This is a genomic window from Xenorhabdus budapestensis (assembly GCF_017743015.1).
Lineage (GTDB): Bacteria > Pseudomonadota > Gammaproteobacteria > Enterobacterales > Enterobacteriaceae > Xenorhabdus > Xenorhabdus budapestensis.
On sequence record NZ_CP072455.1, the window covers coordinates 4,210,001 to 4,233,239 of the forward strand.

19 protein-coding genes (1 of these 19 only partly in view) are annotated in these 23,239 nt (G+C 43.3%); 5 read left to right on the forward strand and 14 right to left on the reverse strand.

Annotated features, from left to right (window positions below):
• Both murI and btuB read right to left on the reverse strand, forming a co-directional pair.
• A protein-coding gene (murI, locus tag HGO23_RS18695; RefSeq protein ID WP_209027469.1) for a glutamate racemase crosses the window boundary here: on the reverse strand, positions 1–280 show its 5' portion. It extends 584 nt beyond the left edge of the window; 280 of the gene's 864 nt are visible here — the first part of the coding sequence; its start codon is at positions 278–280; its stop codon lies beyond the left edge, outside the window.
• Complete coding sequence (gene btuB, locus HGO23_RS18700) at positions 225–2,039, reverse strand: TonB-dependent vitamin B12 receptor BtuB (RefSeq protein ID WP_209027470.1); 1,815 nt, start codon at positions 2,037–2,039, stop codon at positions 225–227. Before btuB ends, murI begins: the two co-directional genes overlap by 56 nt.
• Before the next feature lie 184 nt (positions 2,040–2,223).
• Here btuB and trmA point away from each other — a divergent pair, with 184 nt between their 5' ends.
• On the forward strand, positions 2,224–3,327 hold the full coding sequence (trmA, locus tag HGO23_RS18705) for a tRNA (uridine(54)-C5)-methyltransferase TrmA (RefSeq protein WP_209028825.1): 1,104 nt from the start codon (positions 2,224–2,226) through the stop codon (positions 3,325–3,327).
• Positions 3,328–3,453: 126 nt separating this feature from the next.
• On the opposite strand, the gene HGO23_RS18710 is transcribed toward trmA, so the two are convergent.
• Complete coding sequence (locus tag HGO23_RS18710) at positions 3,454–3,828, reverse strand: YijD family membrane protein (RefSeq protein WP_099136545.1); 375 nt, start codon at positions 3,826–3,828, stop codon at positions 3,454–3,456.
• Between the two features lie 24 nt (positions 3,829–3,852).
• On the reverse strand, positions 3,853–4,563 hold the full coding sequence (gene fabR / locus HGO23_RS18715; protein WP_244967843.1) for an HTH-type transcriptional repressor FabR: 711 nt from the start codon (positions 4,561–4,563) through the stop codon (positions 3,853–3,855).
• Positions 4,564–4,773: 210 nt separating this feature from the next.
• On the opposite strand from fabR, the gene sthA reads away from it, so the two are divergent.
• The gene (gene sthA / locus HGO23_RS18720; RefSeq protein ID WP_099136552.1) at positions 4,774–6,171 is read left to right on the forward strand and encodes a Si-specific NAD(P)(+) transhydrogenase; all 1,398 of its coding nucleotides are present in this window, start codon (positions 4,774–4,776) and stop codon (positions 6,169–6,171) included.
• Here sthA and oxyR read toward each other — a convergent pair.
• From oxyR to argC, 5 genes are all read right to left on the reverse strand, one after another.
• Positions 6,163–7,080 (reverse strand): DNA-binding transcriptional regulator OxyR, encoded by a 918-nt coding sequence (oxyR, locus tag HGO23_RS18725; RefSeq protein WP_099136544.1) that lies wholly within the window; start codon positions 7,078–7,080, stop codon positions 6,163–6,165. The two genes, sthA and oxyR, sit on opposite strands and share 9 nt — an antisense overlap.
• Positions 7,081–7,294: 214 nt before the next feature.
• The gene (gene argH, locus HGO23_RS18730) at positions 7,295–8,674 is read right to left on the reverse strand and encodes an argininosuccinate lyase (protein WP_099136542.1); all 1,380 of its coding nucleotides are present in this window, start codon (positions 8,672–8,674) and stop codon (positions 7,295–7,297) included.
• Positions 8,675–8,708: 34 nt separating this feature from the next.
• Positions 8,709–9,965 carry an argininosuccinate synthase gene (locus HGO23_RS18735; protein ID WP_209027471.1) on the reverse strand — a complete coding sequence of 419 codons (1,257 nt, stop codon included), beginning with the start codon at positions 9,963–9,965 and terminating at the stop codon, positions 8,709–8,711.
• A 62-nt stretch (positions 9,966–10,027) separates the two neighbouring features.
• Positions 10,028–10,801, reverse strand: coding sequence for an acetylglutamate kinase (gene argB / locus HGO23_RS18740; RefSeq protein WP_099136540.1), 774 nt, complete (start codon positions 10,799–10,801; stop codon positions 10,028–10,030).
• A 37-nt stretch (positions 10,802–10,838) separates the two neighbouring features.
• Positions 10,839–11,843 (reverse strand): N-acetyl-gamma-glutamyl-phosphate reductase, encoded by a 1,005-nt coding sequence (gene argC / locus HGO23_RS18745; protein WP_099136539.1) that lies wholly within the window; start codon positions 11,841–11,843, stop codon positions 10,839–10,841.
• A gap of 129 nt (positions 11,844–11,972) precedes the next feature.
• Between argC and argE the strand changes: the two genes are divergently transcribed.
• Positions 11,973–13,130 carry an acetylornithine deacetylase gene (gene argE, locus HGO23_RS18750; RefSeq protein ID WP_099136538.1) on the forward strand — a complete coding sequence of 386 codons (1,158 nt, stop codon included), beginning with the start codon at positions 11,973–11,975 and terminating at the stop codon, positions 13,128–13,130.
• Positions 13,131–13,277: 147 nt separating this feature from the next.
• Here the strand turns inward: argE and HGO23_RS18755 are convergent, their stop codons facing one another.
• Positions 13,278–14,087 carry a DUF3800 domain-containing protein gene (locus HGO23_RS18755; RefSeq protein ID WP_099136537.1) on the reverse strand — a complete coding sequence of 270 codons (810 nt, stop codon included), beginning with the start codon at positions 14,085–14,087 and terminating at the stop codon, positions 13,278–13,280.
• A gap of 259 nt (positions 14,088–14,346) precedes the next feature.
• Between HGO23_RS18755 and metF the strand changes: the two genes are divergently transcribed.
• Positions 14,347–15,234: a methylenetetrahydrofolate reductase gene (metF, locus tag HGO23_RS18760; RefSeq protein WP_099136536.1), complete on the forward strand. Its 888-nt coding sequence runs from the start codon at positions 14,347–14,349 to the stop codon at positions 15,232–15,234.
• An 80-nt stretch (positions 15,235–15,314) separates the two neighbouring features.
• On the opposite strand, the gene HGO23_RS18765 is transcribed toward metF, so the two are convergent.
• From HGO23_RS18765 to metB, 4 genes are all read right to left on the reverse strand, one after another.
• A complete protein-coding gene (locus HGO23_RS18765; RefSeq protein WP_099136535.1) occupies positions 15,315–15,947 on the reverse strand; it encodes a hypothetical protein in 633 nt (210 codons plus the stop codon).
• 227 nt (positions 15,948–16,174) lie between these two features.
• Positions 16,175–18,811 carry a phosphoenolpyruvate carboxylase gene (ppc, locus tag HGO23_RS18770; protein ID WP_099136533.1) on the reverse strand — a complete coding sequence of 879 codons (2,637 nt, stop codon included), beginning with the start codon at positions 18,809–18,811 and terminating at the stop codon, positions 16,175–16,177.
• Between the two features lie 147 nt (positions 18,812–18,958).
• A complete protein-coding gene (locus tag HGO23_RS18775) occupies positions 18,959–21,394 on the reverse strand; it encodes a bifunctional aspartate kinase/homoserine dehydrogenase II (RefSeq protein WP_209027472.1) in 2,436 nt (811 codons plus the stop codon).
• A 2-nt stretch (positions 21,395–21,396) separates the two neighbouring features.
• Positions 21,397–22,557 (reverse strand): cystathionine gamma-synthase, encoded by a 1,161-nt coding sequence (metB, locus tag HGO23_RS18780; RefSeq protein WP_099136531.1) that lies wholly within the window; start codon positions 22,555–22,557, stop codon positions 21,397–21,399.
• A 292-nt stretch (positions 22,558–22,849) separates the two neighbouring features.
• Between metB and metJ the strand changes: the two genes are divergently transcribed.
• Complete coding sequence (gene metJ / locus HGO23_RS18785; RefSeq protein WP_099136530.1) at positions 22,850–23,167, forward strand: met regulon transcriptional regulator MetJ; 318 nt, start codon at positions 22,850–22,852, stop codon at positions 23,165–23,167.
• Positions 23,168–23,239: the final 72 nt, after the last annotated feature.

Sequence of the window (23,239 nt, forward strand, 5' to 3'; positions counted from 1 at the left end):
TCACTACAACTGCTAAAGGATGCCTTTTCTGGATTTCATCGACAACTTTGACAATTCGCTCAATGATCTCTTCCGCAGTTTTCTCTCCATAAGGAAAGGCTTCATTATCGAAAGCATATATATAGTGGAGATCCGGCAGTAATTGTCGAATCTCTTGATATACAGATAACCCACCCACACCGGAATCAAAAATCAGAATGGTTGGGCGGTCAGTTGTATTCAAATCAGAAGTTGTAACTGCCTGTGAGGGAGTATTCTCGTCCTGGAGTGCGATAGCCATAAGCTGTCTCATAATTTTTATCAAACAGATTAGCTATTCTAGCACGTATTGTTAGGCGGCTAGTGATTGGATAAGACATGTTGATGTCCCATAAACTAACACCTCCTAATTTCAATCTCTTCGGAGGAAACATATTAAAGTCTTGATCATAACGCGGCCCAATATATTGATACGTGACTCCCCAATCGACATCAAAGGCTTCCCAATCTAATTGATATTTTACTTGCTGTTTAGCTCTACGGGTTAATTGCTGATTATTACCATCACGTGGATCAACATACTGCAATGTCAGTTGATGCTGGAAAATGCCGATATCCATAGTTCCTGTCCATTCGATACCTTTGATTTTTGCTTGTCCTATATTCAAGTAACGGTTATTAGAGAAATCTATCAATTGTTCAATGTTATTTTTATAAATAGATAAACGCCAATTAAACGCTCCCGTTACTCCCTCAACACCCACTTCCCACTGTTTACTTTTCTCTGGATTTAAATTTGGGTTTGCTCCCCAACCATATAATTGCCCAAGCGTCGGCGCCTTAAACGCAGTTCCATAGGAAGCGATAAAACGATAACCATCAATGAACTCCCAACCCGCTCCGGTTTGCCAAGTTGTGTTCCAATCATATTCAGAATGGCGATCTGAGCGTACAGCGCCTTCCAAAATGAAGTCATGAATTTTTTGCTGAACAGTTAAATATGCTCCGGTATTATCAACGTCTTTTTGTACTGGGATATTGTTAGAGCCTGCCGCGACAGATTCTCTTTTCCAGTCCACACCTCCACTAATTGCGCCATGACCAATCTGCCATACATTTCCCCATTGGACATTGTATTGTTCAGAATTACTTAAAGTTGTGTTTCCTTGATAAATCTTATGTTTAAAATTGTAATCTTTAACGTGACTATAACTGGCTATGAATTGAGACGAGTAATTGCCTTGATTGAACTGAATTCCGGTTTCGTAACTTCGGCTGAATAATTTTCGGGTATCAGTAAAGGCTCCATCATAATTTGTTCTATTATTGTAGCCATATGTACGTATAAACCCGTTGAATTGGTCATTGAACTTATGATCAAGTTCCAGCCACAACATTTTGCTCATGAACCCATCGCGATCCGGTTCATTAGTTCCATTACCCGCCACAACATCAAATCCTCTGGTATAGGTATATCCTGCTGCGGCATTCAATAAAGTATTTTCGCCAAGTTTTTGTTGTGTTGAGCCGTTGTAATTTTGGTATCCATATGAGCCGATCCCAACATTCAATGTCGTCCCCTGCTGCTCCCGTCTGGTGATAATATTGATAACGCCACCGATAGCATCAGAGCCATATACCGCAGAACGCGCACCACGGATATATTCGATTCTTTGCACCATTGAAATTGGGATCTGACTAAAATCCGCAGCTCCCGTGATGCCTGCCTGATTTAATCGGATCCCATCCACCAGCACTAAAATATGGCGAGATTCTGTACCACGAACAAACAAAGAAGCATTCTGTCCGAGCCCACCATTTTGTGCAATATCAATGCTCGGCAAACGGCGTAGTACATCAACCAAGCTATTAGATTGCCATTGTTCAATTTCTTCACGTGTAACTACGGTCATCGGTGCTAAAACAGAAGAAATAGGTTGTTTAAAACGATTTGCTGTTACCACCAACGGATCTTGATTATTAGCAACGGATAAATTACTCCAACAAGAAAGCACCATGACCGAAGCAGTTGGTAAAAAAGTACGTTTTTTATTTGTCATGAGAGAATGGAATCTCGTCGTGAGTCTAACTATGAAGAGTCATGCTACGATGAAGACAATAGCGTGTCCAGAATGCTTCTCCATCAAAAAAAGAGAGTTGATGAACCAGAAAACTGGACATCCTTTGTACTTTCCCTACAATGCCGCTCGGAAATTTTTCTTAACGTGATCATACGAGAACCAGATAATGCAGAATGTCTTGCCAACGGAAGATTATGAAAATCAATTGATGGAGAAGGCCCATCGCCTGAAAGGAATGATGGCCCCCTTTAGCGCACCTGAGCCTGAAGTTTTCCGTTCCCCCGCATCTCACTACAGGATGCGAGCAGAATTCCGTATCTGGCATGAGGAAGACGACCTCTATCACATTATGTTTGATCAACAGACAAAACAGCGTATCCGTGTTGATCAATTTCCAGTTGCCAACCAACTGATTAATAGCATGATGCAGGCAATTATTGCTGGCGTAAAAAACAACTTGATATTGCGTCATAAACTGTTTCAAGTGGACTATCTTTCTACCCGCAGCAACAAAATCATTGTTTCCCTGCTTTACCACAAAAAACTGGGGAATGAATGGCGCGAACATGCAATCACTTTGCGCAATCAGTTAAAAGCAGAAGGCTTTGATGTTCAACTTATTGGTCGTGCCTCAAAAACTAAAATTATGCTCGATCATGACTATATAGATGAAGAGTTACCCGTTGCGGGTAGGACAATGATTTATCGTCAGGTCGAAAATAGTTTTACCCAGCCAAATGTCAGTATCAGTATTCATATGCTGGAGTGGGCGTTAGATATTACCAAAGATGCCAAAGGCGATCTGCTTGAACTATATTGCGGTAATGGCAACTTTTCCCTGGCATTAGCTCAAAATTTTGATCGCGTTCTGGCAACAGAAATTGCCAAACCTTCCGTTGCTGCTGCGCAATTTAATATCGAAGCAAATCAGATTGATAATGTACAAATTATCCGTATGTCAGCGGAAGAATTTACTCAGGCAATGAATGGAGAACGGGAGTTCAACCGTCTTCAAGGAATTGATCTGAAGAGTTATCAATGTGAAACTATTTTTGTCGATCCGCCTCGTAGCGGCTTGGATGAAGAAACTGTCAAAATGGTACAGGGATATCCACGTATTCTATATATTTCCTGTAATCCAGAAACTCTCTGCCAGAATTTAGAAACGTTGACGCAAACTCATAAAGTTAGCAAGCTGGCGCTTTTTGATCAGTTCCCATATACCCACCATATGGAATGTGGTGTATTACTAGAAAGACGCGATTAATCAACTCGTTTATAACACGCCTTTCACGTTACTGAATCTTTCCATATCAGAAAGTTCAGACCAAAAAGCAGAAAACGCCATAATCAATCCTAATGGCGTTTTCATGAAATTATTATCAAAAAGTCATTAGTTTTGCTTTTCTGAAAGCATGGCCTGCTGCCTGCGCCCTTTCACTTTTCTGTAAATCCAAAATACCAGTGCAGTTCCAATCACGACAGACAAGAAATTAGAACCAATCTCCGGGTGTTTAACCCGAATAATTGCGTTATAAGCAAGAATCCCCAGAAAGAAACAGCCGATAGCTATTTTTGGTAATCCTTCTGCCATTGGGTAGTTCAAATAACGTTGATGGAGGCAATACAGAGATAAGGCCAGTGAGATAATCGGGAAGATTGAAAAAGGCACCAGTGAATTAAAAAATGCTGAAAAAGTTCCGTGTGTTGCCAGTCCAACGATAAGAGCCAGCAACATTGTGCTTTTATCTTGGCGGTATTGTTCCATCGTATTTTTCTCCTTTCAGATTATTTAAGAGGTTTTAGGGGCTGTTATTATTTTAGAGACAGTTGGTTTAGAGACAGCGGTTTTTAGGGCAGTACTTTTTGAATTAGCCGTTTTTTCTTGTTCTCGCCGATACCAATAAAAAGCGCCTTTGGAAATCATGCGGAGTTGTAATACCAAACGTTCTTCGAGACGACGTCTTTTCTTTTCATCAATATCCAGCGCTTCTGCACCAGCACTAAACACAATTGTTACCATCGCCTCTGCTTCTATTTCGGTAAAATGACGCGGCATATGACTGGCCTGTTCAAGATAGTCTGCCAGTTCTGCAATAAAATGTTGGATTTCCCGTGCGACAGCAGCACGAAACTCAGCTGATGTTCCGGAACGTTCACGCAGTAATAACCGGAATGCGTTAGGATTATTACCAATGAATTCCATAAAGGTTGAAACAGAGGTGCGGATGACACTCCCCCCCTTTTCGATGCGCTGACGTGCCTGACGCATTAACTGGCGCAGCATTAATCCGCTTTCATCCACCATAGTCAGCCCTAATTCATCTACGTCACGGAAATGACGGTAAAATGAAGTTGGTGCAATCCCCGCTTCTCGAGCCACTTCCCGCAAACTCAGGCTGGTGAAACTACGCTCAGCACTCAGTTGACTAAATGCTGCTTCAATCAAGGAGCGACGGGTTTTCTCTTTCTGTTTCGCTCTGACTCCAGTTACATTATTCACAACAATCCTGATATATCTACTCGACTATATTATGGAGCAAATATATCAGATTCTGCTGTATTTGCTGTGATTGTTCTCTTAAAGATATTAACCCATATTTCCCTGTTGTATTCCTTATTCAGAAAACAAAGGCCATATGCTCATTAGGTTATTATGCCAACCAATGTTAATATAGAGTTGTTATTTTGTGTAAAAACAGGTCTTTCCTCTATGCAATATACTCATTTTGATGCCATCGTAATTGGCTCCGGACCCGGTGGAGAAGGGGCAGCAATGGGATTGGCAAAACTAAGAAAAAACGTTGCAGTTATAGAACGTTACAATAATATCGGCGGTGGCTGTACCCATTGGGGCACTATCCCATCAAAAGCCTTACGTCATGCTGTCAGTCGTATTATCGAATTTAATCAAAACCCCCTCTATAGTGATAGTTCCCGCATTCTCCGCTCCTCATTTTCAGAAATTTTACGTCATGCAGAAGTTGTCATTAATCAGCAGACTAAAATGCGGCAGGGGTTTTATGAACGCAATCGGTGCCAGATGTTTGCAGGTGAAGCAACTTTCATCGATGAACACCACGTCAGTGTACGTTATACCGATGATAGTGTTGACATATTAAGCGCAGACAAAATAATTATTGCCACAGGCTCCCGTCCTTACTGCCCACCCGATGTCGATTTTACTCACTCTCGTATTTATAACAGCGATACTATTCTGCAACTGGAGCATGAACCACGCCACGTTATTATTTATGGTGCAGGAGTGATTGGCTGTGAATATGCTTCTATCTTCCGTGGATTAGGCGTTAAGGTAGATTTGATCAACACCCGTGATCATCTGCTGTCATTTCTCGATCAAGAGATGTCTGACGCCTTGTCTTACCATTTCTGGAATAGCGGTATTGTCATCCGTCATAATGAAGAATATGAAAAGATCGAAGGTCTTGATGATGGTGTGATTATCCATCTGAAATCAGGCAAAAAAGTTAAAGCAGATTGTTTACTGTACGCCAATGGCCGAACAGGTAATACAGACAAACTCGGATTGGAGAATGTCGGGCTGGAAACAGATAACCGTGGTTTATTGAAAGTGAACCGAGTCTACCAAACCAGCAATGAGAATATTTATGCGGTTGGTGATGTGATTGGTTATCCAAGTCTCGCTTCCGCTGCCTACGATCAAGGGCGCATTGCAGCAAAAGCCATCATGGCCGGAGATGCTGAAATGCATCTGGTGGAAGATATCCCAACAGGCATCTACACCATACCAGAAATTAGTTCGGTAGGTAAAACTGAGCAGCAATTGACGGCGATGAAAATCCCGTATGAAGTCGGACGAGCCCAATTCAAACATCTGGCCAGAGCGCAGATTGCAGGAATGAATGTAGGTAGTATCAAGATACTATTCCACCGCGAGACAAAACAGATACTGGGTATTCACTGTTTTGGCGAACGAGCCGCAGAGATTATCCATATCGGTCAAGCGATTATGGAGCAAAAAGGTGAAGGCAATAATATCGAATATTTCGTTAATACTACCTTCAACTACCCAACTATGGCTGAAGCATACCGTGTTGCAGCTCTCAATGGGCTAAATCGATTATTTTGATGCTGTTCCGTTGACTTCAAAATAATTTCCCATTTTGGCCTGAATCGCCTCTGCCAATTGCTCATAGCGACCACGCAGAGGTGAACCGGGACGATAAACCAAAATGATAGAACGCTCAGGCACAGGTTCATGGCATTCTAGATAACAGACACCATCCCGTTTTCTCTCTTTAGGAACAGACAGAGCGGGTAATAAAGTGATGCCACTCCCCGCCGCAACCATATTACGCAAAGTTTCCAAACTGGTTGCCCTGAAATGGGTATCTTCTTTGGCTCCAGCCTGAAAACAAAACCCCATTGCTTGATCACGCAGGCAGTGACCATCTTCCAGCATCAATAATTTTTCCCCTGCAAGATCTCCCATTTTGACCCTAGTTCGGTTCGCCCATTTGTGCTCTTCATAGACCGCAAGTTTCATTGATTCCTCAAAGAGGGGCAATTCAATGAATGCTTCTGTTTCTTTCAACGAAGCCAAAATAGCGCAGTCAAGTTTTCCACTATCAAGTTGAGCCAACAAATTCTGAGTTTGAGCTTCATGCAGATACATTTCCAGTTTGGGAAACAATTTATGCAATTCAGGAATAATCAATGGCAGGAGATAAGGGCCGACTGTAGGAATAAGACCGATATGCAGTGGCCCGGACATACTTTCACCTTGCAGAGCAGCCATTTCCTGTAAGACCTTTACTTCCCGTAATACCGTCTTGGCTTGCTCCACTAACAACATACCTTGTTGTGTAAACAAGACTTTACGGCTTGTGCGTTCGAGCAGCATCACACCCAATTCATCTTCAAGTTTACGTATCTGCCCACTGAGTGTTGGTTGACTAACATGGCAAGAATCAGCGGCTCGCCGGAAATGCCGACACTCAGCAAGAGCCACAAGATATTCCAGATCTCGGATATTCATTCCCAACCTCATTGTTTTATATCAATGATAGAATTGTTTAGTGTAAGCCATTATATGCACGAGGGAATAGAACTATCAAATGCTTGTGATCTCTGGCGTTTTTATAAAACATTTTATGAAAAATCACTTTATGAAAAATCAAAAAAACAGAAATTATTACGACAGCATGGCAAACCAGCCTGTCATAATAAACAGGCTGTCCAGTCAGAGAAAATTAATTGATATGTAACCTCTGCTTCGCCTCAGCAATGGCCAGTTTCACCTGTTTCTGTGCTACACCACCTTTTGCCAAACGTTTATCCAGACAAGACTGTAACGATAAAATGTCATATACATCTATCGAAATAGTTTCACTAAATTGTTGCAGTTCAGATAATGACAATTCTTCCAACGCATTACCTTTCTTTATCGCAGCAATCACTGCCTCACCAACAATGTGATGTGCTTCACGAAACGGAATACCTTTTGCCACCAGATAATCTGCCAATTCAGTAGCATTGGCATAACCCTGTTGTGCAGCCTCCTTGCAATGATCACGTTTTATCTGAATATCATCCAATACCAACACTGCCATGTGCAGGCAATCCCGCCATGTATCCAATGCATCAAACAAGCCCTCTTTGTCTTCCTGCATGTCTTTGTTATAAGCAAGGGGAAGACCTTTCAGCATCATCATCATACTTGTTAATGCACCTTGTACCCGGCCACATTTACCACGGATCAATTCCAGTGCATCAGGATTTTTCTTTTGGGGCATCAGGGATGAGCCGGAAGTTACCCGATCCGACAGTTCTATAAAACCAGCTTCTCCACTGTTGAAGAAAATCAGGTCTTCAGCAAAACGTGAAAGATGGATCATGCTGATACTGGCGTCGGATAGCAGTTCCAGAACATGGTCACGATCTGAAACACTATCTAAACTATTACGGGTTGCTGAAGCAAAACCAAGCCATGACGCCAATTGTTCCCGGTCAATATCGTACGCCGTTCCCGCCAGCGCACCGCATCCCAATGGGCTGACATCCAACCGTTTCAGAGTATCTTGCAAGCGAGTCTCATCACGACTAAGCATTTCTGCATAAGCAAGACACCAATGTGCGAAAGTAACGGGTTGTGCCCGTTGCAAATGGGTATAACCCGGCATTACTGCATCCTGGTTATTTTCAGCAGTAATCACCAGCGCTTGTTGTAACGCTATAAGCGCTTGCTGAATATCCGCTATCTGCCCCTTGCACCATAATTTCAGATCTGTCGCAACCTGATCGTTACGGCTGCGCCCTGTATGCAATTTTTTGCCAAGATCCCCTACTGTTGCAATTAGTTGCCCTTCCACCCAGCTATGAATATCTTCCGCATCACTTTGCAAAATAGCCTTGGGGTTGGCTCGTACCTCATCCAATAACTCATTCAGCGCCAAATCCAGCTTTTGTTGTTCTTCTGGTGTCAAAACACCGACTGTAACCAACGCCTTTGACCATGCAACAGAGCCGATAATATCCTGCTCCGCCAAGCGATAGTCAAAACGCAGAGAATCATTAAATTGCTTGAACCGCTGATCGGCTTCCTGACTGAAACGTCCACCCCAAAGTGCCATAATTGCGTACCTCTTTTCTCTGATTGCCCGGAAATTATTTTTTACTGTTCAACGCACGGATACGGGAAGAAAGCGAATGGAGGCGGATAAACCCTTCCGCATGCCTATGATCATAAACGTCATCTTCTCCGAAGGTGGCGAACTCTTCAGAATAGAGGCTATGAGGCGATTGTTTCTGTATTGCTGTTACCTGCCCTTTATACAGCGTCAAGATCACTTCACCACTGACATTCTCAGCAAGTGTTTCCGCCGCAGCCTGAATAGACTGGCGCAATGGTACAAACCAACGACCATCATAGACAACATAGGACATCTCAAGCCCCAATTGCTGACGCCATTTGAAACTATCGCGATCCAGCACTAGCTGTTCAATACCACGTAGTGCAGCCATCATGATGGTTCCTCCCGGAGTTTCGTAGCAACCACGGGATTTCATTCCCACCAAACGGTTTTCCACAATATCGATCCGGCCGATACCGTGTTTAGCTCCCAATGTATTCAACTCATCAAGGCATTGATATGGGGACAATACCTTGCCATTTACTCCAACCACTTCCCCTTTTTCAACAGTGACAGAGACATATTCCGGTTCATCAGGTGCATCTTCTGGCTCCACAGTCCACACCCAACAATCTTTATTGGCTGCATTCCACGTGTTTTCCAATACTCCGCCTTCGGTCGAGATGTGCCATGCGTTTTCATCACGACTGTAGATTTTTTCCAACGTTGCGGTTGTGGGAATATCACGAACTTTCAGATAATCCAGTAAGGCTTCACGGGAACGCAAATCCCATTCCCGCCATGGGGCAACTACTTTCAGGTGTGGAGCCAACGCGGTATAAGTACTCTCAAAACGCACCTGATCATTACCTTTGCCTGTTGCACCATGAGCAAGAGCATCAGCTCCCACTTTCAGTGCTAATTCAACCTGTGCTTTGGCAATAATAGGACGCGCCATTGAAGTGCCGAGCAAATAACTGCCTTCATACAATGCCCCCGTTTTCAGTACCGGATAAACATACTCTTTGATGAATTCTTCACGTAGATCGGCGATATGACATTCTGAAGCGCCAGAAAGTAACGCTTTTTGTTCTATACCATCTAAGTCTTCTCGACTCTGGCCAACATCCGCAACAAATGCGATAACTTCACAATTGCCATAGTTTTCTTTTAACCACGGAATGATGGCAGAAGTATCCAAACCGCCAGAATATGCCAGAACAATTTTCTTAATACTGCTTTTCGTTGAGGTAGTAGTTGTTGAAGTAATAGTTGTTGAGGTAATAGTCATAGAGATAGCCTTTTACTTTTATTCATCTCAGTTGAACGCCAAACCAAATTTGTTCTATCTTGTTATGCCAGAATGCGAGTGCCAACGGGTATACCATTAAATAGCGCAATCAGTTGGTCAGCATAACGCCAGCTTGCAATATCTACCGGATGCCCTAATGTTTTTGCGGCTTCCAATGCTGCATGAACTTTCACAATCATGCCGTCGGTAATGACTCCTTGCTCAATAAGCCGCTTTATTTTTTCTTCCGTAACTTCAGCAATTCGTTGTCCCTTTCCATCCAGAATGCCACTGACATCCGACAACAAAACCAAATCCGCATGCAACACCTGCGCAATAGCTGTAGCAGCCTGATCTGCATTGACATTCATTAACTCGCCATTTTCAGTAATACCAATAGAGCTGATAATGGGGATGTAGCCGAGATCCAATAAAAGTTTCAGTAAATCCGGATTACCGGGATGAGCTCTGCCAGTGTGACCAAGTTCCTCATCAAGCTGAGAAACTTTCACAATACCGCCATCCCCCAGACACAAGCCAACGGCAGGTAAACGGTACTTTGTCGCCCAGGCGAGCAAAGTTTTATTGGCTGTACCTGCCAGTGTTCCGGTAATAATGTCGAGCTGATCTGCTGGCGTTACACGCAGACCTTGCTTCTTCGTAATCGGTAACTGTAATTTCTGCATCAGGCCATCAACCAAACAACCCCCTCCGTGTACAATTACCAGTGGGCGCTTATGCGTTTTTCGATATGACTGTAATGTAGAAAATAACCGCACCAGCGCTTCGTGACTATCTAATAACACACCACCCAACTTGATAACTAACGGCTCCATCGGATTTATCCTCTGTCGGTATTAAATGATTGTTGAATTAAAGCAATGCCTGAGTTTCTTCGAGTCCGAACCGGATATTCATACACTGAACAGCCTGTGCTGCTGCACCTTTCAGCAAATTATCCTCAGCCCCGACAATAATCAGGTGCTGCCCTTGTACAGCAAAACCAATATCACAAAATGGCAATCCCACAACTGCCTTCAACGCAGGGACGCCTTTTTCATACAACCGGATCAGTGGCTTATTGTGATAAGCCTGCTGATATGCCTGCCTAATTTGTTCCTCTGTCACGCCTGATTTCAGCTTACAGGTAATTGTGGCAAGGATCCCCCGCGCAAAATTGCCTAAATGAGGTGTGAAGATTACCTCTGTACCTAAATGTGTCGTGATTTCAGGTTGATGACGGTGATTAAAAATCCCATAAGGCTGCAAACTGACTTCACAGAAACTGTTATTCAGTGAAGCTTTACGCCCAGCACCACTTACACCGCTGACAGCATTAATCACAGGCCACTGTTCTGTATCCAGCAAACCTTCTTCCAACAAAGGTTTCAGCGAAAGCTGTGAAACCGTGGGATAACAGCCCGGAACCGCAACAAGCCGGGCAGTTTTGATTTCTTCTGCCTGCCATTCCACCAATCCATATACTGCCTGCTCAAGCCAGTTTGTATTTTTATGCTCAAATCCATAGTATTCTGAATAAAACTGTGTATTTCGTACGCGATAGGCACCAGATAAATCAAAGACGATACAACCCGCTTGCAAAAATATCGGTGCAATGTCATGGCTGACTTCATGAGCCGTAGCAAGAAAAACGACATCAATACCATTCGCAGCTTCAGCAACATCTATCAACGGCTGTAAGGGTAAATCCAGGATCCCTTTATATTGTGGATAAAGCTCTGAAAAACATTTCCCTGCATCAGTACTTTGAGAAGAAACCATCAGACCGGAAAGATGGACATAAGGATGACGTTGCAGATATGCTGCTAACTCTGCTCCGGTATAACCACTGGCACCAACTATCAGCGTATTAAGCATGGGATTTATTCACCTTGTATTAACCCGATGTATGTATTAACCCAATGTAGTAACCCAAAAATACAATTGAATTTATATTCAATAATATTGCATTAATATTGATACTATCTTGAATAAGGGCTGTCAACAGTGAATATTAAATTACCAACATTTATTGAGTTATATCACCAGCTTATTGCTGCGCCTTCTATCAGTGCAGTGGATGAAGAATTGGATCAAAGCAATGAAGTGGTTATCAATCTACTGGCTGATTGGCTGAAAGAGATTGGTTTTGAAATTGAGATCCAGCCTGTTCCGGAAACCCGCTGTAAATTCAATATGCTAGCAACATTGGGAAGCGGTTCTGGAGGTTTACTATTATGTGGTCACACAGATACCGTACCATTTGACGACGGACGCTGGACTCAAGATCCATTCACACTGATCGAACGCAACGGCAAATTATATGGACTGGGCACTGCTGATATGAAAGGCTTCTTTGCCTTTATTATTGATGCATTGCGGAATATCGACACCAGCAAACTATCTCATCCTCTTTATATTCTGGCTACCGCAGATGAAGAAACATCAATGGCGGGAGCACGCTATTTCGCAGCCAATTCTACTATCCGGCCTGATTTTGCCATCATTGGCGAACCTACGTCATTACAACCTATCCGCGCCCACAAAGGGCATGTTGCCCACGCTATCCGCATTGAAGGTAAATCCGGACACTCCAGCGATCCTGCCCGAGGCGTCAATGCCATTGACTTGATGCACGAATCCATCACTCAGTTGATGAAACTACGCAATACTTTGCAAGAGCGTTACCACAATCCGGCTTTCTCTATTCCCTATCCTACGATGAATTTTGGTCATATCCACGGTGGAGATGCGGCAAACCGTATCTGTGCCTGTTGCGAACTGCATATGGATATCCGCCCGCTGCCTGGACTCACTTTGCAGGATTTGAACGAAGCACTGAATGAGGTACTAGAGCCTGTCAAACAGCGCTGGCCGGGACGCCTGAATGTTACAGCGCTTCATCCTCCCATTCCGGGTTATGAGTGTCCGACTAATCACAAGCTAGTAGGTGTCATCGAAAAACTGCTGCGAACAAAAGCAGAGACAGTCAATTACTGTACCGAAGCCCCTTTTATTCAGGGGTTATGCCCAACATTGGTTTTGGGACCGGGCTCAATTGAACAGGCTCATCAGCCTGATGAGTATTTAGAAGTGTCGATGATTGAACCGACGAAAAAATTGATTTCTCAGATTGTGGAACATTTTTGTTTGAATGTGGATTAAAGGTGGTAAATCAATAACCTTTTCTATCAAGCAGCTTACTTGACTTTACATCAAAAAGTGGCAACAATTGTTACCATAAATGGATTGGGAGTACCCGGTCGGCGTTATAACCTCGGTGAGTACATCGGGGTTTTTCGCTATTTGAAACTAAGGAAAAACTTTTAATCCCCACTGCTTATAACCTATTCCTACGTTATTTCTTCCTCCTTCACAAAAGAATTTCTTCTTCAAGATAGCAAATGCTTGATTAGCTTGTTCTGGTTTCAAGATATGCCTGCCAATAGGTCTAGCAACCAGATCAGCAAGTTGTAAACCAGAGGAATTGCTTGTTTTTGCTGCCATTCTAATCTTAAAAGGCAAATTCCTATGATACTTATTTTCTCCATTACAAATTTGAAGAAATTCTAGTTCAAGTTCTTTATCTTCTTTGGAACCTCGCTGTTCCACAATAACGTGAGTTTCTCGTTCCTGCTGGCCTTTTTCTGCTACAAAATCATATAACGTCTCTAAACAATAACGCAATGCGATATGATATGGGTTCTGAACCTCATCTTTGCTAATATTCATTTTATGCTTTTCAATTACACATGCCGACAATATAAAATTACTTTCATTGATTATTTTATTGAGCCGTTCTAAAAATTGATTCTTTGCTTCACGTGTCCTAAAAATAGTAAAATCTCTTTTTTCTTTGCGGATTTCATGTTCATGGAGGATTACAAGATCATGACCAAAATAGTCAAATTTAAGTCGTTGTAACTCTGGCACTACTTTTGAAAGATAATGTTCTTTGTAAAAAATACAAAAAGCTAAAACGAAGACAGGATACTCTTTATCGAGCTGTATGAGACCGTGATCACCACTTTCATCAACGTATACGACAAAATCGCTAAAGCTTTTTTGCTCATCTATAGTTAATTCTTTTTTAACAACTAATTGATTCTCAGTACTATCCATACCTTCTCTTTCCTTGCTTTAACTTTCTTTTAACACCCAATACACCGGTGGTTATTTTTCATTCAATCCCCAACATGAATTTCTTTCCTGATCACTTTGAATATTCCTCATCGGAAATAAGCCATTTCCTAATTGACTAAAAATCCTGCTTCGCTCATTCTATTTGGACATCTAAATGGATAGACATATAAACATTTAAACATTTAAACATCTAAACGTAGACGGATATAAGTTCCGTTTGTTCAGGAGGGCGCAGGATATGAGTTTTTTTCATGCAAATCATCAAGAGGCACTAAATCAGAATCTGGCTGAACTTGAAGGCCAGATCCGTGTTTCCTTTGAATTCTTTCCTCCCAGAACCATTGAAATGGAACAAACTCTGTGGAAATCCATTGACCGACTGAGCAAACTGAAACCTAATTTTGTTTCCGTGACTTATGGCGCTAATTCCGGCGAACGTAACCGCACCCATAGCATTATCAAAGGAATCAAGGACAAAACTGGTCTTGATGCAGCTCCGCATTTAACTTGCATTGATGCCAGCCGTGAAGAATTACGTGATATCGCTCGCGATTACTGGAAAAACGGTATTCGACATATTGTGGCCTTGCGTGGTGATTTACCCGATGGTAGCTGCAAACCAGAAATGTATGGTACTGATTTAGTAGATCTTTTAAAGAAAGAGGCGGATTTTGATATTTCCGTCGCGGCTTATCCGGAAGTGCATCCAGAGGCAAAAAGCGCACAGTCTGACCTCATTAACCTGAAAAGAAAAATTGATGCGGGAGCAAATCGCGCCATTACCCAGTTCTTTTTTGATGTGGAAAGTTATCTGCGTTTTCGTGATCGCTGTGTATCAACAGGAATTGATGTGGAAATTGTGCCGGGGATTTTGCCTGTCTCAAATTTCCGTCAGTTACAGCGATTTGCCGCTATCACTAATGTTCGCATCCCAAGCTGGATGACCAGAATGTTTGAGGGATTGGATGATGACCCTGAAAGCCGCAATTTAGTTGGCGCGTCTATTGCGATGGATATGGTGAAAATTCTGAGTCGTGAAGGAGTGAAGGATTTTCATTTTTATACCCTGAACCGTGCGGAATTGAGTTACGCTATTTGCCACACGTTAGGTGTTCGTCCTTGTTGATTTTTATCCTTAAAAAAAGCCGGACTAGATGGTAGTTCGGCGTGGTTATATTCTGGCTTTAATGTAATTCACCCTACGGGTTACAAAATTTCCTGACTGATCACAATCAAACGATGGCGATGTAAATCTGCATCTGTTCCCCAACAAAAGCTATCCCACTTCTCAATGAGTTCATCCATACTGGATACAACTGTTAACGGACGATCGATTTCACCACCATCAGAAACATAAACGTGATAACCAACGGACATAGACCAGGCGATCATAATCTGCCAAAAACGTTTACCATCACCAGTTTGCTCTTCATCTGTCACAATAATGCTGTAATTCTCAAGCAAAAATCTGAAAAAACGCCGGGGAAAACCACTAACAGCCTCTTGATGTTCTGGACTAAAAGTGCGCCAGACCATAATTTGGGTACAAGTTTCTTTATCAACAACAATATCTCTGCGGAAAATCAGTTTAACGGCATAGACTGTTTCCGGTTTATCGCTGATGGTGATCATTCGGTATTGATCTTGCTTTAATGACTTAACAAAACGATATCCGTACGGGACAACAAAATCAGGCAAGATAAAATCTTTTGCACCATTCTCAAGAAAAGAAATAGTCTGTTCTATGTTCTTGTCTGAAAGACGCAATTTAAGGTTAAAGTCTACATCTTCTATCAAATATGGCATCGAACTATTCCGATCTTTATTGTTGTTATTCATATTTTGTCCTCCATATGTTGGACAAGAAAATTATACATATACATGCACAATTTCTCATCAATACACGCTGTTATATTTGACAAAAAACAAAACATAAACCCAGAAATAATAACCATACTAACGATATTCAGGATATGCCATCCAGCTTGATAACTCATTACCATACCCACCGATGATAAAAGCCGAATGGGAAACTGTTCGGCTTTTATCATCAAGTAAACGAAAAGCTAACCTGTATTGCGCATTCCTGCCGCAACCCCTGCTATTGTTACCATCAGCGCCTGTTCCACACGAGGGTCGGGTTGTTCCTGCTGACGGGAGCGTTGTAATAATTCTGCCTGTAGGACGTTCAATGGATCGGTATATACATTACGCAATGCGATAGATTCGGCTATCCACGGTAAATCTGCCATCAACTGCTCATCCTGTGAGATCATCAGAACCGTTTCGATATCCGCTACAAGTTGATTACGAAGTTTAATCCCCAGTGACCACAGTTTTTTATCAACTAAACGTTGGTCATAATATTCCGCCAGCCATAAGTCCGCTTTGGCAAACACCATTTCCAACATGGCAATACGAGTAGTGAAGAAAGGCCAATCACGGGACATTTCTGACAAGATATCCTGTTTTCCCACATCTATTACGTGTTGCAGTGCTGCTCCCGCCCCCAACCATGCCGGAAGCATCAGACGGTTTTGTGTCCACGCGAAGATCCACGGGATTGCCCGCAGGCTTTCAACACCACCTGTAGGACGACGTTTAGCGGGGCGCGAGCCTAACGGTAATTTCGCCAGCTCCGGTTCAGGTGTCGCTGAACGGAAATAAGGCACAAACTCCGGCTGCTCACGAACGTAATCACGATACATGTCGCAGGAAACATCGGAGAGTGTGTCCATGACTTGTTTCCATTCCGCTTTTGGTTCCGGTGGCGGCAGTAAGTTAGCTTCCAGAATAGCACTGGCGTACATCGCCAGACTGCTGATCGTCACCTGTGGTAAGCCAAACTTAAAGCGGATCATTTCGCCCTGCTCTGTTACACGCAATCCCCCTTTCAGGCTTCCCGGTGGTTGAGAAAGTAAAGCCGAATGCGCCGGAGCTCCACCACGACCAATTGTGCCTCCCCGTCCGTGAAACAGTGTCAGCTTCACACTCTCTTTTTCACACAATCTGATCAGCGCATCCTGAGCACGGTATTGAGCCCAGGATGCAGCCATTACTCCCGCATCTTTTGCTGAATCAGAATAGCCAATCATGACCATTTGCTTATCCTGAATCAGTTCACGATACCATTCGATACGGAGCAATTGCTGGATAACACGTTCTGCATTATTCAGGTCATCAAGGGTTTCGAACAATGGTGCAACAGGCAATGATAACGGGCAGCCCGCTGCTTTCAGCAATAGCTTCACCGCCAGTACATCTGAAGGCATTTTTGCCATGGAAATGACATATGCCGCAATCGCATCTTGTGGTGTTTCTGCAATCACTTTGCAGGTTTCTAAAACTTCTTGCGTCTCGGCACTTGGTTGCCAATCACGGGGGATCAACGGACGTTTAGAATTCAGTTCGCGCAGTAAAAATGCCTGTTTTTCGGTTTCTGACCAGCTCGCATAATCACCCATTTCCAGATATTGGGTCAGTTCTGCAATGGCATCAGTATGGCGGGTACTTTCCTGCCGGATATCAATACGCACCAATGACAGGCCGAAACAACGAACACGACGCAAGGTATCCAGTAATTGGCCGTTAGCGATAATTTCCATACCGCAGGCTTTCAACGATTGATAACAAGCATAGAGTGGCTGCCACAATTGTTCGTTATACAGCAATAAATCCGTAGGGGGGATAACTTGCTCGCCTTTCAGGCGTTTTTCCAGATATGTCAGTGTACTATTTAATTGTGCCCGCAACTGCTTAGCAATTTCACGGTAAGGCTCTATAACCTCATCACCTCCTGCCATCTGACGCAGTTCTGGCGTACATTCCGACATGGAAAGCTCTGATACCAAAATCTGAATATCTTTCAGGAACAGATCCGCCGCTTTCCAGCGACTGAGCAACAACACATGGCGGGTAATTTCTGCGGTAACATTAGGATTTCCATCCCGATCTCCCCCCATCCAGGAAGTAAAACAGATAGGAACAGCTTCTGCTGGCAGACTGTAACCAATAGATTCTTCTAATTGCTCATTAAATTCACGCAAAAATGCAGGAACGCCTTCCCATAAGCTATTTTCCACCACCGCAAAACCCCATTTAGCTTCATCAATCGGTGTGGGCCGAATTTTGCGGATTTCATCGGTATGCCATGACTGAGCAATAAGCTGACGTAAACGACGCGTAATATTATTACGCTCATAATCGGCTAAATCATCATGATCAAGCTGCGCCAAACACGCATTCACTTCAACCAATTTATGGATCAGGGTACGACGGGCAATTTCTGTTGGATGTGCTGTCAGCACCAGCTCAATGGAAAGCTCATTAACTGCCTTAACCAGATCGTCATTATTAAAATTTTTACTTTTCAGTCGATCAAATAGTGCAGCCAATGCCACAGGATTGCTGGCAGCTTCACCATGCCGGGAAATATTGTGATATTGTTCAGCAACGTTGGTCAGATTAAGAAACTGGTTAAACGCTCTGGCAACTGGCAGCAATTCATCATTAGATAAATTCTGTAGTGTTGATAAAAGTTGCTGGCGATTAGCTTCGTTTCCGGCACGAGAAGATTTAGATAACTTCCTTATTGTTTCAACTTTATCAAGAATATCTTTTCCCTGAGCCTCTTTGATCGTGTCTCCCAGTATCTTACCAAGCATACTGACATTACTGCGCATTGCGGAATATTGCTGATTCATGTGATTCCTGACCTTGTGTTGCTGTATGCGTGTTTTATTTGTTTCTAACACATTATTTCTAAACACACTATTCATACCAGAAAACAAACAAATTGGGAGGATTAGTCGGGATAGAAAGCGAAATATCCCGACCGAAAGCGTCATGTTTTATAAAAGTTGTGATAAACGGTTCAAATCCGATTGGATTGCCCCGGCAGTCACATCTCGCCCGGCTCCCGGACCACGGATAATCAATGGATTGTCACGATACCAACGGCTTTCTATGGCAAAAATATTATCCCCCGGCAATAACGAAGCTAAAGGATGTTCTAAGCACACAGCTTCCACCCCGACTTTCGCCTTACCTTTAGTATCAAAACGCGCAACATAACGCAGTACCATTCCCATTTCACGCGCAGCTTCTAACCGTTTCAGCATCTGCTCATTAATAGCAGAACTGTTTTCGAAGAACTCTTCAATAGAACCAACACTGGCTTCTGTCGGCACAAGTGATTCTACCCGTACCTGATCCGACTCTATCTCATAACCTGCCTCACGAGCCAAGATAACCAGTTTTCGCATCACATCCTGACCGGAAAGATCAATACGAGGATCAGGCTCCGTCAACCCTTGTTGCCATGCTTGTTCTACCAGATCACTGAAAGGAATTGAGCCATCAAACTGTAAGAATAACCACGATAAAGTACCGGAGAAAATGCCACTGATAGACAGGATAGTATCCCCGCTTTCCCGCAAGTCCCTGACAGAATAGTTAATTGGCAACCCGGCACCGACGGTCGCATTGTATAACCAATGACGACCTGTTTTTACAAAAGCATCCCGGATCATACGGTAAATATTACTGTCAGATGAACCAGCGGCTTTATTGGCACTAATCACATGAAAACCATAGCTGGCAAAATCTATGTAGTTACTCGCCAATTCTTCACTTGCCGTTATATCCAACACCACTAAATCATCATAAGGATGTGCCCGCATCCATAAAAACAGTTCGTCACCTTCATGTATGGTGGCTTCATCATTAAAGAATGCCAGTGCCCGACTTGCGTCAATACCCTGATAGTTCAGCAGGCTCCGGCGGCTATCGACAATTCCCGCTAAAATGAATTCAAAATCACTGCGTGCAGAGATATTTTTCTGTTCACGTGCAAACAATTCCAGCCAACGTGACCCGATATTTCCTTTACCAAACAGAACCAACCCAATACGTTTTTCTGCCCGGAACAGGCTCTGGTGCAATCCCTGAATCAAGTGCGATGTCTGGCTCAGACGCAATACAGCAACCAGACTGATGTCATCTTCTGCATGCCAGATAAATTCAACTGGTTGATCTTTCAATTGCTGATAAAAACGGTGGCTATGTAGCGGATTTTTGCATACGCCTGCTCCCACCAAAGCCACCAATGATAATCCTTCACGCAAGGAAAGTTTTCCTGGCAAAGATGCATCCTGCAAAACATCAAGGGCACTATTAACAACTTCAGAGGTATAACAAAGCTGGATCAGATTGCAGTCAGCATGCAGCCCCGTCGCCAAAGGACGGATTTGAGCACGCTTTAACAACGAGTCGATATCTTTATAAATTTGTTTAAAGTTATGGGCAGAAGAAAAGTGCAACTCAATCAGGCAAACATCATCGTGGCTAGTAACGATTTTAACTCCTGTTCCTGTCGCCAAAACTCGTTCAATGCGAGTAGAGCCTTGCTCAGGCTGATAACTACAACGTAGTTGCAAATCGATATCGCTGACGGAAACTGGCTGTAATGTACGGGTGTGAAGTACAGGAGCCGCCAGACGAGCCAGTTCGCTGGCCTCATCCAGACGCAATAATGGCAGGAGACACGCATCCTTAACTTTGCGCGGATCTGCACTGTAAACCCCAGCCACATCACTCCAGATTGTCACTTTTTTAGCACCAGCTAATGCACCAACTTGTGTTGCAGAATAATCACTACCATTGCGCCCCAATAGTACGGTTTCACCCTTCTGATTACTGGAAATAAAACCTGTCACCACTAAGCGCTTATTGGAATTCTGGACTAATAACTGACTCAGCAAAGGCTGGGAAAGATTGACATCAACTTGTGGCTGAGCTGCCCGTTCTGCGCGCAGAAATTGGCGCGCATCCAGCCAGGTGCTGGGAATACCTTGTGATTCAAGCACTGCGGCCATCAGGCGAGCGGACCATATTTCGCCATGACCAACAACTTCAGAATAGGTAATGTCACTAATTGGTTTATCCAACAGCGCACTCAACCTTTCCAAATCTGCAACAAAATGTGCGATCAGAGTTTCAGCAACAGTTTCTGGCAATAATCCGCGGATCAACTCTTGCTGGTAGCGCCGTAAGGATTGCTGAACTTGATGAGCTGAAATACGGTCACTCTGACTCAATTTTAGCCAATCAATCAGTTGATTAGTCGTACTGCCTGCTGCGGATACCACCATCAAGTCACCCGGCTGGCTATAATTCGCCATAATATCCGCAACCCGCTTATAACATTTCACATCTGCAAGGCTGCTGCCGCCAAATTTATGTAACTGGCGGCCAGATTCCGCCCCTGCTGTTGCCAGTTCAATCATGATTACCTCGTTGCCGCTGCCTGAAATGCATTATCCAAATCAGCAATTAAATCCTGACTATCTTCTATTCCAACAGAGACACGAAGAAGTGAGTCCGTAATCCCTGCCTGTTTCCTTGCTTCTGCCGACATACCAGCATGCGTCATCGTAGCTGTATGAGAAATCAATGACTCCACACCACCCAACGATTCCGCCAGAGTAAATAATTTTAACGCAGATAAAAAGCGACGCATTGTTTGTTCATCACCATCAAGTTCAAAACTCAGCATCGCGCCAAAACCTGTTTGCTGCTGAAGAGCTATTTCATGCCCTGGATGATCTTTCAGCGCTGGATAGTAGAGTTTTTTCACTTGTGGCTGTTGCTGTAAATATTCCACAATGGCAGCCGTGTTGCTTTGCTGTAGAAGTACCCGCGCAGACAAAGTACGAATGCCTCGCAACAACAAGTAACTGTCGAAGGCTCCCCCGGTCACACCGATATTGTTTGCCCACCATGCCAAATCCCCAGCCAGAGCGGGATCTTTGGCAATAATTGCACCGGCAATCAAATCAGAATGTCCATTCAGGTATTTTGTGCAGGAATGGACAACTAAATCTGCTCCCAAATCCAATGGTTTTTGCAGCACAGGGCTTAAAAACGTGTTATCAACTACCGTCAATGCACCTGCTTCACGAGCCAGACCACAGATGTACCGAATATCCACAATACGCAGCAATGGATTACTTGGCGTTTCAATCAAGACCAATTTAGGCTTTTGAGCAATTGCCTGTTTCAGTGCCGAATCATCCGCCTGATCAACGAAAATAACATTATAAGCGCCACGGCGGCTTAAGCTATCAAACAGGCGGTAACTCCCACCATAACAATCATGGGGTGCTACCAATAAATCTCCCGGTTGCAAGAAAACGGTGCACAACAGGTGAATGGCTGACATACCACTGCTGGTCATTACAGCACCTGTTCCGCCCTCCAGTTCAGCCAAAACCTGCTGGACAACATCACGACCGGGATTACCACGCCGCGAGTAATCATGCGCTCTCGGTTCATTAAACCCAGTGAAATTGTACGTGCTAGAAAGATAGATAGGCGGGACAACACAACCATATTGTTCATCAATATTTGTACCGCTTTGTACCGCGACCGTAGCTTGTTTACACCCCATAATCTTTACCCGTTATCTTATTTTTCGGAGTCACAAAAGAATAACCTCCGGAAAGATAGACGTCAATACATCTAGACATCCAAAATAATTTACGGTTTAATAACACAATCCAATCATTACCCCCACTTTTTATGCCAAATTAGGGCATATTTTGTGAATTCATTAACCATAGCGATATAGTCGATAGGGGAAATATGCTAAAATGCCGAATTATCGACATGAACATAGTTCAGAAATAATTCCTTTTATTTCTGATTTCAGTTGTTTGATTTAAAACTATTTAAGGTATCTCATGGCTGAGTGGAACGGTGAGTATGTCAGCCCTTATGCTGAACATGGCAAAAAAAGTGAACAGGTCAAAAAAATTACGGTTTCAATTCCATTAAAGGTATTGAAAATACTGACAGATGAGCGTACTCGTCGTCAGGTAAACAATCTGCGTCATGCAACAAATAGCGAATTGCTGTGTGAAGCATTTCTCCATGCGTTCACTGGACAGCCCTTGCCTAACGATGATGATTTACGTAAAGAACGTCATGATGAAATCCCTGAAGCTGCAAAAGCCATAATGCGTGAGCATGGGATCGATCCCGAAACTTGGGAATATTGATATCTCCTTTATCTCAAGTCGTTGTTTGTATGCTGTACTGCGACTTGAAATCAATTAGATATAACAAAAATG

Coding starts and splice junctions, on each gene's coding strand:
- HGO23_RS18775 (WP_209027472.1), bottom strand. CDS start 21,394: ATGATTGAACTGGCAACAGCAGGGGCGGAATCTGGCCGCCAGTTACAT.
- metB (WP_099136531.1), bottom strand. CDS start 22,557: ATGGGGTGTAAACAAGCTACGGTCGCGGTACAAAGCGGTACAAATATT.
- sthA (WP_099136552.1), top strand. CDS start 4,774: ATGCAATATACTCATTTTGATGCCATCGTAATTGGCTCCGGACCCGGT.
- HGO23_RS18765 (WP_099136535.1), bottom strand. CDS start 15,947: ATGAATAACAACAATAAAGATCGGAATAGTTCGATGCCATATTTGATA.
- metF (WP_099136536.1), top strand. CDS start 14,347: ATGAGTTTTTTTCATGCAAATCATCAAGAGGCACTAAATCAGAATCTG.
- HGO23_RS18710 (WP_099136545.1), bottom strand. CDS start 3,828: ATGGAACAATACCGCCAAGATAAAAGCACAATGTTGCTGGCTCTTATC.
- ppc (WP_099136533.1), bottom strand. CDS start 18,811: ATGAATCAGCAATATTCCGCAATGCGCAGTAATGTCAGTATGCTTGGT.
- oxyR (WP_099136544.1), bottom strand. CDS start 7,080: ATGAATATCCGAGATCTGGAATATCTTGTGGCTCTTGCTGAGTGTCGG.
- HGO23_RS18735 (WP_209027471.1), bottom strand. CDS start 9,965: ATGACTATTACCTCAACAACTATTACTTCAACAACTACTACCTCAACG.
- argH (WP_099136542.1), bottom strand. CDS start 8,674: ATGGCACTTTGGGGTGGACGTTTCAGTCAGGAAGCCGATCAGCGGTTC.
- btuB (WP_209027470.1), bottom strand. CDS start 2,039: ATGACAAATAAAAAACGTACTTTTTTACCAACTGCTTCGGTCATGGTG.
- HGO23_RS18755 (WP_099136537.1), bottom strand. CDS start 14,087: ATGGATAGTACTGAGAATCAATTAGTTGTTAAAAAAGAATTAACTATA.
- argC (WP_099136539.1), bottom strand. CDS start 11,843: ATGCTTAATACGCTGATAGTTGGTGCCAGTGGTTATACCGGAGCAGAG.
- metJ (WP_099136530.1), top strand. CDS start 22,850: ATGGCTGAGTGGAACGGTGAGTATGTCAGCCCTTATGCTGAACATGGC.
- argB (WP_099136540.1), bottom strand. CDS start 10,801: ATGGAGCCGTTAGTTATCAAGTTGGGTGGTGTGTTATTAGATAGTCAC.